We start from the raw sequence: 13,033 nt of genomic DNA, 5'->3' as shown, positions 1-13,033 counted from the left end.
GGTCGACAGTGGGGTAATGAAGAACCTCGACAGCGCACCCCCATCCCCCTTAAGGAGGCTGTCGTGGGTATCGGCACCAGCATCTTCCTGATCGCGCTCGGCGCGATCCTCACCTTCGCGCTCGACGCGAGCGTCGGCGGCATCAACCTCGACGTGGTCGGCTGGATTTTGATGGGGGCCGGCGTGCTCGGCCTGATCATGACCACGCTGATCTGGGGTCGCCGCCGCCAGGTGGTCACCACCACCGAGCAGCCGGTGGAATACCGGCAGGTCGAGGAGCGGCGGGACATCGCCCCGCCGCTGTGACACGACCCCCGTCCATCGCCAGCGGATCAACCGATCTCGGGCCGGCCACCTCGATGAAGGTGGCCGGCCCGTCGCACCCGTGCACACCGCAGGAGGCTCCGAGCGCGGCGCAGCCCGCACCGCTCACCGCATCAGCGCGTTGAGCGTGCCGTAGTCGAGGGCGTTCGCCAGTGCGCCGTACGTGCCCGCACCGAGCGCCTCGACCGCCGCGCGGCGGGCAACCGCGTACGCGGCCTCCGCGACCGACGAGCCGAGGCTCACCCGGGCCACCCCCAGCCGGGCCAACTCCCCCACCGAAGGCGCACCCGGCCCGGCGAGCACGTTCAGCGGCGCCGGCACCGCCTGCACCAGCGCGCGGATCGCCACCGGGTCGACCACACCGGGCACGAAGATGCCGTCCGCGCCGGCTGCGAGATAGGCGGCGGCCCGGGCGACGGTCTCGTCGACGTCCTCGGCGCCGCTGAGGAACGTGTCGATCCGGGCGTTGACGTAGAGCGGCAGCCCTGCCGCGTCGGCCGCGCCCCGCACCGCGCGGATCCGGGCGCACTGGTCGGCCACGTCGCGCAACGGTGCGCCGGCCGCACGTCGGGCGTCCTCGATGTTCACGCCGACGGCACCGGCATCGAGCACCGCGCGGGTGGTCATGCCGACCTCCGCCGGTGTCGCACCGTACCCGGACTCGATGTCCGCGGTGACCGGCAGCGACACCGAGGCGGTAACCCGGCCGACCAGGTCGACGGCCGCGTCGCGGCCGAGGACGTCGCCGTCGGGTGCACCCAGGCTCCAGGCGACGCCGGCGCTGGTGGTGGCCACCGCGCGGGCGCCGGCGGCCGCCACGATGCGGGCGCTCGCGGCATCCCAGGCGTTGACCAGGACCAACGGCGACCCGGGGAGGTGGAGGTACTGGAACAGTTCAGCTCGGGTGTGGTGTTCGCTCACCCGGCAAGTCTCGGCTGGCCACGACCCCGGCGGTAAGAACGATCGACAAAGTACCGCCGGTCACAGGTGCCGAAACGGCCGCCCTCACGTGACCTTTTGAACCGGTCCGCGAGGCGATCCCGGCCTGACCAAACCATTGACTATGGGGGTCAGACAGCGTTGTCTTTCACGTGGCGCCTGGTGAAGGAGAGGAGTGGTCGAAGACGTGTCCCTCGTGTTCTGCGTTAGCGCTGACGTGTCGGTGCGTGAACGAATGGTCCGGCGGCTGGACGGGCTCGGCACTCTGGTGATCTGCACCGACCTAGCAGAGCTGCAGGCGATGATCGGCCCGCCCATGATCGGCGCACCAGCCCCGCTCCTCGGCCCCGCGACCACCCCGGTCGCCGCTCCGCCCGCCGCCACCGCATCAGCCGTCACCCCCGTCGCCGGTCGGATCAGCCTCCGCGACCTCGACATCGATCCGCTCGACCACCTGGTGACCTGGCGCGGACAGCCGCTGGCCCTGACCCGCCTCGAACGCCACCTGCTCACCCAGCTCGCCACCGCACCGGTCGGAGTCTGGACGTACGAGAGGCTCTTCGAGTCGGTCTGGGGCTGTGCGTACCTCGGCGACACGTCGATCCTGCACTCGGCCGTGAAGCGGTTACGCCGCAAACTGCGCGCGGCCGATGACACCCTGAGCGTGCACACCGTACGCGGGATCGGTTACCGGCTGAGCGTGACCTGAGGCCGCGCCCCGGGGACAGAGCCGCGCCCGGTGGACACAAGCGAAACGGCTCGTCACCGGAGATCCGGTAACGAGCCGTCGACCTGCTCATCCAACTGGTGGGCGATACTGGGTTTGAACCAGTGACCTCTTCCGTGTCAAGGAAGCGCGCTCCCACTGCGCCAATCGCCCGTGCTTGTTGCCGAGGTGGGGACGGGATTTGAACCCGCGTACACGGCTTTGCAGGCCGTTGCCTCGCCTCTCGGCCACCCCACCGAGGTTGCCCCCGTCATACATGGCGGCAGCTCCGAGCGGACGACGGGATTCGAACCCGCGACCCTCACCTTGGCAAGGTGATGCGCTACCAGCTGCGCTACGTCCGCACGCCCCCGGACGTTCCCGGGTGACGGATGAGAACTTTAGCCGAGCCGGTGAGCGACTGCCAACTCGGGGTCGCCTCGGCGCGTCCCGCCCAGGAACGGGCAGGATCGGGGTCACCGCCAGCGGGCTTCCTAGGGGGCTGGTCTGGTGCTCCGACCCGCCGCCGACCGTCACACTCCGGCATCGCCGGATCATGATCGCCACCCCCGCGCCGGACGCCGGCCGGCAGACCTCTCCGTGCTCCGGCCAGTGGTAGCGGACCTCGACGAACGCTCCCAGGACAACGATCCACGGCACCCCGAGGAAGTGTCCGGCTTCCGACTGTCGCGTCGCGAATCGGACGGTAGTGGTAACTGTTCGTGTTCAGTCGGATGGGCTACGGTAACGGTCGTGACGAGACGTGCGGCCGAGATCCGCCTGGATGCCCTGCTGCGCACCGCCTGTGACGTGATCGTGGAGCGCGGGCTGGCCAACACCCGGACGGCGGACGTGGCGCAGGCCGCCGGCGTGAGTCAGGCGTTGGTTTTCTACCACTTTGCCACCAAGGACCGGCTACTCGCGCAGGCTTTCGCGTACGCGGTCGAGCAGGATCTGGCCCGGCTGGACGCGGTGACCCGCTCCTCGGCCCCACCACTGACCAAGCTCCGCCGGATCCTCAAGCTCTACACCCCGGCCGGGCGGGCAACCTCCTGGTCAATGTGGATCGACGGCTGGTCCGAGTCGCTGCGTACACCGGAGTTGGAAAAGGTCTCCCGCCGGCTCGATCTGCGCTGGCGACAGGACCTGGCCGCGGTGATCTCCGCCGGGGTGGCCGACGGCACCTTCCAGTGCGCCGACCCGGACGGGGCCGCCTGGCGCATCAGCGCGGTGATGGACGGCCTTGCCGTACAACTCGCCGTGCACGACCGGGTGATCTCTCGCCGGCAGTTCGGCGAGTGGGTCCGGCTGGTCACCGCCCGGGAGCTCGGCCTGGACCCGACCGACCTGGACTGAGCCGGGCGGCCAGTCACCGATCCCCCACACCAGGCCGGGCAAAACGGCTCGGCCCGCCCCGCCGACCGGAACAATCGGCAGCATGGATCTGCTGGAGGCGTACCGCCGGAGCCTGGCCGAGTTCATCGACCGGGTGGACCAGGTCGAGCCCGGCCAGTGGTCCGACCCGACGCCCTGCCCGGACTGGGACGTACGCGCGGTGGTCAACCACGTGGTGAGTGAGGACCGGTGGAGCGTCCCGCTGCTCGCCGGCCGGACCATCGACGAAGTCGGCGACCGGCTCGAGGGCGACCTGCTCGGCGCCGACCCGATCGCGGCGGCGCGGGAGGCGGCCGCGCAGGCCGAGATCGCCGCCACCCATCCGGGCTCGATCGACGGCACCGTGCACCTCTCCGGTGGCGACACCCCGGCGGCGGAGTACCTCCAGCAGCTCCTCGCGGAGCACCTCGTGCACGGCTGGGACGTGGCGGTGGCGATTGGGGTGCAGCCGCGGCTCGACCCGGACGTGGTGCACGCGGCCACCCAATGGTTCGCCGGCCAGATCGACGACTACCGGCGCAACAACCTGGTCCAGACCGGGGTACGGGTGGCCGACGACGCCGACGAGCAGGACCATCTGCTGGCCGCCTTCGGCCGCGACCCGGACTGGGCGCCGGGCGACTGAGCACGCGCAGCGTGCCGGGCGACTGAACACGCGCCGCGTGCCGGGCGACTGAACACGCCCGTCGTCAGCTCCGGCGGTGGACGTTGGCCGCTTGGTCCACGGCACCGCTCGGGCCTCGGCGGCCCTCCCAGCGCGGGCCTTCGGGTAGCCACCATGCCCAGGCACCGCCACCGGCCCGCCAGAGGGCGAAGCCGGCGAAGGGCAACGTCGGGCTTATTTCGATCTGTTGGCGCGTCGGCGCCCTCCAGGCCTTGCCGCCGTCACGACCGGCTGATATCCACAGATGCGCATGCGTTACCGCGCAGCGTCGGCCGGCGACCGCCGGCCATCCCGCTCCCACGAGGAGGTCCCGTGCCACAACCGGAGTGGTCACCCCCGATGAGCCGGCGTCGACGCCGGCTCATCGCCGTCCTGGCGACGACGGCGACGGTCGCCGCGCTGCTCCCGACCGGCGTGAGCACCGCGGCCCCCACCGGCAGCGCAGGGTCCGCCGAGCGCCGGTCCGGACCGTTCGCCGAGGGGCACGAGCCCGCCGACGCCGACAACCGCACCGGTACGGCGGCACCCGACGCCCGCCAGCGCGGCCTGGCCCGCGCCGCCGACCCCGACGTCCGGTGGAACCGGCTCGGCACCCCGCAGGCGCTCGGCCCCGGCCGCACCCCGCTGGCCACCGGGCTGTCCTCCGACCCGGAGGCCGCGGCCCGCGCCTACCTGACCGGCAACCGCGACCTGTTCGGAATGGACGCCGCCGCGGTGACCACCATGGAACGGGTGCTGGTCCGGCCGATCGGCAGCGGTGCCGTGGTCACCCTGCGGCAGCGCTTCGGCGACCTGCCGGCCGGGCCGGACGGCCTGGTCACTCTGGCGGTCGCCGACGGCGCGGTGCTCTCGGTCAGCTCCTCGCTGGCCCGCGACACCAGTGCGCCCGCACCGGCCACCCGCACCGCCGAGCAGGCGTACGCCGCCGCGCTCGCCGACGTCAAGCTGGCCGCCGGCGCGGTGGCCGACCACACCATCCGGGCGGTGGCCGTACCCACCCCGCTGGACGGGCCGCGAGCCGCCTACGAGGTGACCGTGATCGGCGCGGACACCGACCACCCGGCGGCGTTCACCAGCTACGTGGACGGCATCACCGGGCAGGTGCTGGTCCGCGAGGATCTTGTCGACTTCGACTCCGACAACCCGAGCTGGGCGGTCTTCCCCGCCACGCCGCCCCGCGACCTCGGCCCCGGGCAGGACCCCCGGGTGCGCTGGTGCGGCGACCCGGCGCCGGGCTGCCAGGCCGCCTCGCGCGACCCGGCCACCGGCCAACCGTGGGATGTCGACGCGGCCACCGGCACGCCAACCTTCACCTCGCGCGGCAACTCGGCCAACACGGTGCTCTCCTGGGGTGCGGGCACCCCGGTCGTCCCGGCCGCCCCCAGCCCGGAGCGCCGCTACGAGTACCCGTTCACCGACCAGTGGCACCAGTCGAAGTGCAACCCGGAGGTGTTCACCTCCGCGCAGCGCAACGACGCGGACGCGTCGATCGCCAACCTCTTCGCCATGCACAACCGGATGCACGACTGGTCCTACCAGTTGGGCTTCACCGAGTCGGCGTGGAACCTCCAGGCCGTCAACCTCACTCCGGCCGGGCTGGGCGGTGACGCCGAGCAGGGCCGCGCCCAGCAGGGCGCGCTGTCCGGCAACCGCAACAACGCCAACCAGGGCACCCCGCGCGACGGGCTGCCGCCGACCACCAACATGTACCTGTGGCAGCCGCAGGCCGGCGGACCGTACCCGCCGTGTGTGGACGGTGACTACGACATGACCGTGATCGGCCACGAATACACCCACGCGATCACCAACCGGATGATCGCCGGCCCGGACAGCGGGATCGGCGGCCACCAGGGCGGGGCGATGGGTGAGTCGTGGGGCGATCTGCTCGCTGCCGAGTACCTCTTCCAGAACGGGCTGCGCGCACCCGGTGAGACGCCCTTCGTCACCGGCGGCTACGTCACCGGCAACCTGGTCAGCGGCATCCGCAACTACGACCTCAGTCGCAGTCCGCTCAACTACTCCGACATCGGCTACAACACCGGTGGCCCCGCCGTGCACGCCGACGGGGAGATCTGGGGTGCCACCAACTTCCGGGTCCGCTCCGCGCTGGTCAAGCGGTACGGCCTCGGCACCCCGCAGCGACAGATTGAGTGCGCGCAGGGGAAGGTCGCCGCCGACCAGTGCCCGGGCAACCGGCGCTGGTCGCAACTGGTCTTCGACTCGTTCCTGCTCCAGGCCGCCAGCCAGGTCAGCATGCTCGACATGCGGGACAACATGCTCACCGCCGATCTGCTCCGCTTCGGCGGCGCCAACCAGGACCTGATCTGGGCCGAGTTCGCCCGCTCCGGGATGGGTCGGGATGCCGTCACCAACGGTGCCGGCGACACCGACCCGACGCCGAGCTTCGCCTCGCCGCGCGGTGGCAACGCGACGCTCACCCTGCGCCCGCGCGGGGACAGCGCCGACGCGCCGATCCGGGTGTACGTCGGGGCGTACGAGGCGCGGGCCACGCCGGTGGCCGACACCGACCCGGCAACGCCGATCCCGGACACCGTGGAGCTGGTGGCCGGCACGTACGACCTGCTCGCCGTGGCCCCCGGCTTCGGGCACCAGCGGCTCAGCGTGGCCGCCAAGGCCGGTCAGAACGGGTACGTGGACCTGCGGATGAGCCGCAACCTCGCGTCCGCCGCGTCCGGCGCCACGATCAGCGGCGACGGGGTCAACCTGGACCGGATCGTCGACGACACCGAGGCGACGAACTGGGCCTCCCTGGACGGGGTGGCCGGTCGGCAGCTCACCGTGGCGCTGCCGGGCGACGCACCGCAGACGGTCAAGCGAGTCAACGTCAGCGCGATGCTGCGTCCCGCGATCACCGGGGACGCCGACACCGGCAGTCAGAACGCGCTCAGCGCGCTGCGCTCGTTCGCGGTGTCCGCCTGCAACGCGAAGACGACCGACTGCGCGGATCCGGCGCGCTGGCAGCGCATCTACACCAGCGCGGGCGAGGCGTTCCCGGGCGGGGCGTACCGGGCGTACAGCCGCGACATCAACCTGCGGACGTTCGCCGTGCCCACCACCCTCGCCACCCATCTGCGGCTGGAGGTGCTGGCGAGCCAGTGCACCGGCGGCCCGCAGTACGCCGGTGAGCAGGACGACGACCCGGCCACGACGACGGACTGCGCGACCGCCAGCCCGGCTCGGGACCAGGTCAGGATCGCCGAGTTCCAGGCGTTCTCGAAGTGACACCGTGGGGGCTGGCGGACCTCCGCCGGCCCCCACGGCCCCCGATCAGCGGCGGGCCGGTCGCCAGCGGCCGGCCTGCGCCGGCCGCTCCCAGCGCCGGTCCACCGGCGGGTCCTCGGCCTCGTTGGTCGCGGCCCGGGTCAGGTGTCGCAGCCGCAGCAGCAACCCCACCCCGAGCGAGAGCAGCAGCCCGCCGAGCAGGAACGCGGCCTGCACGGCACCGAACCCGCCGGACTGCGATACCGGGCGGCCACCCGCCGGTGGCGCGGCGTCGGCGGGGTAGTCCCCGATCGGCTCCGTGCTCTCCTCCACGGCCGGCTCACTCGGCGGGTCGCTGGGTTGCGCCGGTGTCGCGGTCGGCTTCGGCGTACCCGTCGGGGTGGCGCCCGCCCCAACCACCGAGCGGGTGGCGGTCTGTCGGGCCAGGAGGCGCAGGTTCGCGTCGTACGCCTCGGCGGCGAGGGTGACCCGCCCCTGGGTGACGTCCTCGGCGAAGGCCACCCGGTAGCGGGCCGTGACGGTGCGGCCCGGGCAGAGGGTGCCCGGGTCGAGCTGCCGGTCGGTCAGCCGGGCCACGTCACCCTCGGTCTGGATCTCCAGCGGGAAGTCGCCGGTCTCCTCCACCCGATCCATCTTCACCTGGTCGAGTCGGATGCCCTGCACGCTGAGCACCATCGACCAGCGCACCTTCACGCACCCGCCACGCCGATCCGTCTGCGAGACCACCGCGGAGATCGTCCGCACCTGGTCGCCGGCGGTGAACCGGGCCGGCAGGCCGCCCATCTCGGTGGCGAAGGCCGCCTGTGCCGGTGCGGCCAGGGTCAGCACCGCCCCGGTCACGCCGGCAACCAGGGCCCCGAGCCGCAGCGCGTACCGCCACACGATCACCACCACCTCGCTTCTTCTCGTCCCTTCGGGAAACGCTAGGAGGAACCGGGCGGGCCGGACAGAGGGGTGTCTTCGCATCGGACGTCAAGGACGGGGGGTGATTTCACCGAGAGTGGTGAACCCCTGACCCGTACGGTCGACTCACCCGGCGATCTCCCCGCCACTTCGCCCTGGAGACGCACCTGCCGGAGATCGCCCCACTGATCGCCGACTTCCTCGACCGCGTCGGGTAGCGGCGACCACCTCCGCGCGTCGCCGGGGATGCCCGGTACGAGAGAATCGCCAGGTGTCCGAGCTCTCCAGCGCGTTCGTCCGGCTGCACGCCCGGCTGACCCCGGTCCCCTTCGTCCCCGAGGTGCGGCTGCACCAGGCGGACGAACCGATCGGGCTGTGGGAGCTGACCGAGGGCGAGTTCTCCAGCGACCGGCCCCCGCCGTTCTGGGCGTTCGCCTGGGCCGGCGGGCAGGCACTCGCCCGCTACGTGACCGACCACCCGGAGCTGGTCGCCGGTCGCCGGGTGCTCGACCTCGCCTCCGGCTCCGGCCTGGTGGCCATCGCCGCGGCCCGCGCCGGCGCGGCGTCGGTGCGGGCCGTCGAGGTGGACGAGCTGGCGGTGGCGGCGGTCGCGCTCAACGCCGAGGCCAACGGGGTACGCGTCGACGCCGAGTTCGGCGACATCCTCGACGGCGACGCCGGGGACGCCGAGGTGGTGCTCGCCGGCGACGTCTTCTACAGCGACGCGATGGCCCGCCGGGTCCTGCGGTTCCTGCTCCGCGCCGCCCGAGCCGGCGCACCGGCGCTGGTCGGTGACCCCGGCCGCGCGTTCCTGCCCCGGGACCGCTTCGACGAGTTGGCGGCGTACGACGTGCCGGTGCCGGAGGCGCTGGAGAGCGTCCGGGTGAAGCGCACCACCGTCTGGCGGTTGCGGGCAGGGCTGCCGGGGGCCTCCAGCTAGCGTGTCCGGGTGCTGTTCCGCAGTTGGGCGCAGGTGGCCGACCCCGCATGGCCGGACGTGGCCCGGGTGCCGGACCACGTCGGCGGCACACATCTGGTCATCACCCGGCACGCGCTGGTCCGTCAGGTCCTCGCCGACCCGGTCACCTTCCGGCCGGACAACGCGCTGGACGCGGTGACACCGGTGCCGGTGACGGCGCTGCGGGTGCTCGCGGGGCACCGGTTCCGACTGCCGCCGACCCTGGCGAACAACTCCGGCGTCAGCCACCCGCAGATCCGGGCGATCGTCGCGGACGCGTTGCACCCCGCCCGGGTCGCCGCGCAGCGGCCCTGGCTCACCGCGCTGGTCCGCGACCGGGTCGCCCGGCTCGGCGCCACGCTCGACGTCGGTGAGCCGGTCGACCTGTACGCGGATCTCGCCGCCGATTTGCCACTGCTGGTGCTGGCCCGGCTGGTCGAGCTGCCGGACACGCCGGTCGGCGCCGTCAAGGAGTTCGCCCGCGCCGCGCTGGAGTTGTTCTGGGCACCGCTGGACGCCGACCGGCAGTTGGCCCTCGCCGCCGAGGTGGGCCGGTTCCACCGCGTACTGCGCGACTTCGCGGCTACCGGGGGCGGGTTGGCGGCCGAGCTGCGCGCGGCCGGGCACGCGCCGGACGTGGTGGTCGGCGCGCTCTTCTTCCTGTTGGTCGCCGGGCAGGAGACCACCTCGCAGTTCCTCACCCTGCTGCTGCACCGGCTGGCCGGCGAGCCCTCGGTGCGGGCCGGGCTGCGCACCGGCGAGGTCGCGGTGGCCGACGTGGTGGAGGAGGGACTGCGGTTGGAACCGCCCATCGTCACCTGGCGGCGGGTGGCGGCGACGGACACCACGCTGGGCGGGACGGCGGTGCCGGCGGGCAGCAGTCTCGTGCTCTGGCTGGGCCGCGCCGGCCGGGACCCGGCGGTCGTCGAGTCGCCCGACGAGTTCCGACCGGGCCAGCGCGGATCGCGCCGGCACCTGGCGTTCGGGGCGGGGGCGCACCGCTGCGTCGGTGACGTGCTGGCCCGCATGGAGGCGGCCGTGGTGGTGGCCGAGGCCGCGCCGCTGCTGGACGGGGTGACCGTGGTCCGTCCGCCCTGGTGCCCGGACAATCTCACCTTCCGGATGCCCGACGCCTTCGTCGTCCAGCGCTCTTCGGGAACACCGGGCTGACCGGATCCTGATCACCTCGGTAGGTTTCCGGGCGTGTCAGCGACCCCTGCTCGTCGGATCCTCGCCGTCGTACCGCTTCTGGCCCTGCTGGCGCTGAGTGCCTGCACAGTCGGCCCCGCGTTGCACGCCCGGCGGATCACCACGGCCCAGCCGACCCCGTCCGCCCCGCTCCTCACGCCGTCGGTCTCGCCGTCCCCGACGGCGAAGCCCACTCCCGGGAGCCTGGACTGGTACGTATCCCAGGTGCCGACCTTCACCGAGGCGCCACCGCCGCAACCGGTTCCGCTGTCCGCGACCGACACGGCCCCGTTCTGGCACCGCCTGCCGACCGGCCAGAAGGTCGCCTTCATCACCATCGACGACGGTGGGCTGGCCCGTCCGCCCGAGGTGGCCGACTTCATCTGGCGGGCGCACATCCCGGTCACGATGTTCCTGAACTCACCGGCCGCCGAGGAGCACGACGTCTACTTCCGGCAGATCATGGTGGCGGGCGGGGTCGTCGAGAACCACACCATCACGCACACCTCGCTGGCCGGCCGGTCGTACGACCGCCAGAGGCACGAGATCTGCGGTGCGGCGGACAAGCTGGAGGCGCTGTTCGGCAAGCGACCGACCCTGTTCCGGCCACCGTTCGGCGAGCACGACGCCACCACGTTGAAGGCCGCGCACGACTGTGGCGCGAAGGCGGTCTTCCACTGGACCGGGACCGTGCACGAGGGGAAGGTGCGCTACCAGACCCCGGAGAAGGTGGTCCAGCCCGGCGATGTGCTGCTCATGCACTTCCGGCCGGCGCTGATGGACGACCTGCTCGCGGCGCTGAAGGCGATCCACCGGGCCGGGCTCACACCGGCGCTGCTGGAGGATTACGTCCGCTGACCGACGCGCCTGCGACCTGACGAAAGTCAGGGTCGGGTGCTGCCGTTCGGGCGCATTGGAGCGACGGGCCGCGCGCCTAGCGTCAGCGCATGATCACATTACGTGGGTTGACGAAACGGTTCGGGGCGACCCTCGCGGTCGACGCGTTGACCGTCGACATCGCGCCCGGCCGGGTCACCGGCTTTCTCGGCCCCAACGGCGCCGGCAAGTCCACCACCATGCGGATGATCCTCGGACTGGACCGCCCCACCGCCGGACAGGCCCTGGTCGGCGGGCGCGCGTACCGGGAGTTGCGCCGACCGCTGCACGAGGTGGGCGCGCTGCTCGACGCCCGGGCCATCCACCCGGCCCGGTCCGGTCGGGCGCACCTGCTCGCGATGGCCCGCAGCAACGGCATCCCGGCCCGCCGGGTGGACGAGGTGCTGGACACCGTCGGGCTGGACGGGCGGGCCGCTGGTAAGTCGGGGCGGACCCTCTCCCTCGGCATGGGTCAGCGGCTCGGCATCGCCGGCGCGCTGCTCGGCGACCCACCGGTGCTGATGTTCGACGAGCCGGTGAACGGTCTCGACCCGGACGGGGTGCGCTGGGTCCGACAGCTGATGCGCTCGCTGGCCGACCAGGGGCGGACGGTCTTCGTCTCCAGCCACCTGATGAGCGAGATGCAGCTCACCGCCGACCAGCTCGTGGTGATCGGCCGGGGACGACTGCTCGCCGACGCGCCGATCGGCGACGTGATCGCCGGCAGCACCGTCGCGGTCCGGGTCCGCAGCCCGCACCCGGACGGGCTGGCCACCCTCGCCGCGCGCCTCACGGCCGCCGGCGCGACCGTCGAGGCGGCCGACCGCGACGAGCTGACCGTCTCCGGCACCACCGCTGACCGGGTCGGGGACCTGGCATACGAGCTGGGGGTACGACTGCACGAGCTGAGCCCGCACAACGCGTCGCTGGAGCAGGCGTTCATGGAGCTGACCGCCGACAGCGTCGAGTACGCGGGTGGTTCGACCGGAGGTGGGGCGCGATGAGCACGCACACCAAGGCTGGCGCCCGTTCCGCCGCCACGCCAGCCGCCACCCACGGTGGGGCAACCGCCTTCTGCGGCGCCGTTGCCGCCGAGTGGACCAAGCTTGCCTCCGTGCGGAGCACCTGGTGGACGGCGCTGGCCGGGCTGCTGGTGATGGCCGCGAGCGCCGCACAGCTGGCCATCTACGCGGCCAACGACAACACCAACGACGACCCGGCCGACGACCGGGGAATCGTCACCGTCGGCAGCGTGCTGATCGACTCGGTTGAGCTGACCCAGTACGTGATGCTGGCACTGGGCCTGCTGGCGATCACCGCCGAGTTCACCAGTGGCACCATCCGGACCACCTTGCAGTCCACCCCGTCGCGCGGTCGGGTGCTGCTGGCCAAGGCCGTGGTCGCCGGCGCGGTCACCTTCGCTCTCGGGCTGCTGCTCGGCGGCGTCGGCGCCCTGGTCGCCCGCCCGGTGCTCGGCGACTGGGGCAGCGCCCCGGCCGCCGGCACGATCGGCGACATCGTTGCGGTGGCGACCTACCTGGCACTGGTCGGCGTGCTCGCCCTGGGCCTCGGCGCAGCGCTGCGGAATGCGGTGCTCACGATCACCGTGCTCCTCGCCACCCTGATGATCGTGCCGCTGTCGTTGCAGGAGCCGGACATCGACGTGCTGAACCGGATCGCCGACGTGTTCCCCGGTGTGGCCGGCGGGCACTTCCTGGCCGGCGACACCGAGCCGTACCCGAAATTGGTCGGGCTGCTCCTGCTCGCCGGGTGGGCCGGCGCCACTCTGCTGCTGGGCCGGGCCGCTCTGCGTCGCCGCGACGCGTAAGGCGTGCGG

At 72.7% G+C, this 13,033-nt stretch carries 12 protein-coding genes and 3 tRNA genes; 10 read left to right on the top strand and 5 right to left on the bottom strand.

The window, feature by feature from the left end; all coding sequences use genetic code 11:
- Positions 1-63 precede the first annotated feature (63 nt).
- Positions 64-306 (top strand): DUF6458 family protein, encoded by a 243-nt coding sequence (locus tag ABZS37_RS09190; RefSeq protein WP_091400768.1) that lies wholly within the window; start codon positions 64-66, stop codon positions 304-306.
- A 123-nt stretch (positions 307-429) separates the two neighbouring features.
- Here ABZS37_RS09190 and ABZS37_RS09185 read toward each other — a convergent pair whose 3' ends face one another.
- Positions 430-1,245, bottom strand: coding sequence for an isocitrate lyase/phosphoenolpyruvate mutase family protein (locus ABZS37_RS09185; protein WP_355167146.1), 816 nt, complete (start codon positions 1,243-1,245; stop codon positions 430-432).
- Between the two features lie 235 nt (positions 1,246-1,480).
- Here ABZS37_RS09185 and ABZS37_RS09180 point away from each other — a divergent pair, with 235 nt between their 5' ends.
- Positions 1,481-1,972, top strand: a complete 492-nt coding sequence (locus ABZS37_RS09180; protein WP_355167452.1) for a winged helix-turn-helix domain-containing protein — start codon at positions 1,481-1,483, stop codon at positions 1,970-1,972.
- Positions 1,973-2,068: 96 nt separating this feature from the next.
- Here the strand turns inward: ABZS37_RS09180 and ABZS37_RS09175 are convergent.
- The 3 genes from ABZS37_RS09175 to ABZS37_RS09165 all read right to left on the bottom strand — a co-directional run bounded on the left by ABZS37_RS09175 (position 2,069) and on the right by ABZS37_RS09165 (position 2,334).
- Positions 2,069-2,143 (bottom strand) — tRNA-Val (locus ABZS37_RS09175).
- Between the two features lie 13 nt (positions 2,144-2,156).
- Positions 2,157-2,227: transfer RNA gene (locus ABZS37_RS09170), tRNA-Cys, on the bottom strand.
- Between the two features lie 34 nt (positions 2,228-2,261).
- Positions 2,262-2,334: transfer RNA gene (locus ABZS37_RS09165), tRNA-Gly, on the bottom strand.
- A 388-nt stretch (positions 2,335-2,722) separates the two neighbouring features.
- Here ABZS37_RS09165 and ABZS37_RS09160 point away from each other — a divergent pair.
- From ABZS37_RS09160 to ABZS37_RS09150, 3 genes are all read left to right on the top strand, one after another.
- On the top strand, positions 2,723-3,325 hold the full coding sequence (locus ABZS37_RS09160; protein ID WP_355167144.1) for a TetR/AcrR family transcriptional regulator: 603 nt from the start codon (positions 2,723-2,725) through the stop codon (positions 3,323-3,325).
- An 82-nt stretch (positions 3,326-3,407) separates the two neighbouring features.
- On the top strand, positions 3,408-3,989 hold the full coding sequence (locus ABZS37_RS09155; protein ID WP_355167142.1) for a TIGR03086 family metal-binding protein: 582 nt from the start codon (positions 3,408-3,410) through the stop codon (positions 3,987-3,989).
- Between the two features lie 351 nt (positions 3,990-4,340).
- Complete coding sequence (locus ABZS37_RS09150) at positions 4,341-7,271, top strand: M36 family metallopeptidase (RefSeq protein ID WP_355167140.1); 2,931 nt, start codon at positions 4,341-4,343, stop codon at positions 7,269-7,271.
- Positions 7,272-7,316: 45 nt separating this feature from the next.
- Here the strand turns inward: ABZS37_RS09150 and ABZS37_RS09145 are convergent, their stop codons facing one another.
- Positions 7,317-8,165, bottom strand: a complete 849-nt coding sequence (locus ABZS37_RS09145; RefSeq protein WP_355167138.1) for a hypothetical protein — start codon at positions 8,163-8,165, stop codon at positions 7,317-7,319.
- Between the two features lie 280 nt (positions 8,166-8,445).
- Between ABZS37_RS09145 and ABZS37_RS09140 the strand changes: the two genes are divergently transcribed.
- The 5 genes from ABZS37_RS09140 to ABZS37_RS09120 all read left to right on the top strand — a co-directional run bounded on the left by ABZS37_RS09140 (position 8,446) and on the right by ABZS37_RS09120 (position 13,024).
- On the top strand, positions 8,446-9,114 hold the full coding sequence (locus tag ABZS37_RS09140) for a 50S ribosomal protein L11 methyltransferase (protein ID WP_355167136.1): 669 nt from the start codon (positions 8,446-8,448) through the stop codon (positions 9,112-9,114).
- Positions 9,115-9,123: 9 nt separating this feature from the next.
- Complete coding sequence (locus tag ABZS37_RS09135) at positions 9,124-10,302, top strand: cytochrome P450 (protein WP_355167134.1); 1,179 nt, start codon at positions 9,124-9,126, stop codon at positions 10,300-10,302.
- Between the two features lie 33 nt (positions 10,303-10,335).
- Positions 10,336-11,178 (top strand): polysaccharide deacetylase family protein, encoded by an 843-nt coding sequence (locus ABZS37_RS09130; RefSeq protein WP_355167132.1) that lies wholly within the window; start codon positions 10,336-10,338, stop codon positions 11,176-11,178.
- Positions 11,179-11,267: 89 nt separating this feature from the next.
- On the top strand, positions 11,268-12,200 hold the full coding sequence (locus ABZS37_RS09125; protein ID WP_355167130.1) for an ATP-binding cassette domain-containing protein: 933 nt from the start codon (positions 11,268-11,270) through the stop codon (positions 12,198-12,200).
- Positions 12,197-13,024, top strand: a complete 828-nt coding sequence (locus ABZS37_RS09120; protein ID WP_355167128.1) for an ABC transporter permease subunit — start codon at positions 12,197-12,199, stop codon at positions 13,022-13,024. The genes ABZS37_RS09125 and ABZS37_RS09120 overlap by 4 nt, the downstream gene beginning before the upstream one ends.
- The last annotated feature ends 9 nt before the right edge of the window (positions 13,025-13,033 follow it).

The sequence above is a fragment of the Micromonospora sp. NPDC005413 genome (assembly GCF_040606435.1).
Taxonomy (GTDB): Bacteria; Actinomycetota; Actinomycetes; order Mycobacteriales; family Micromonosporaceae; genus Micromonospora.
This window is presented reverse-complemented; position numbering and strand designations above follow the sequence as displayed.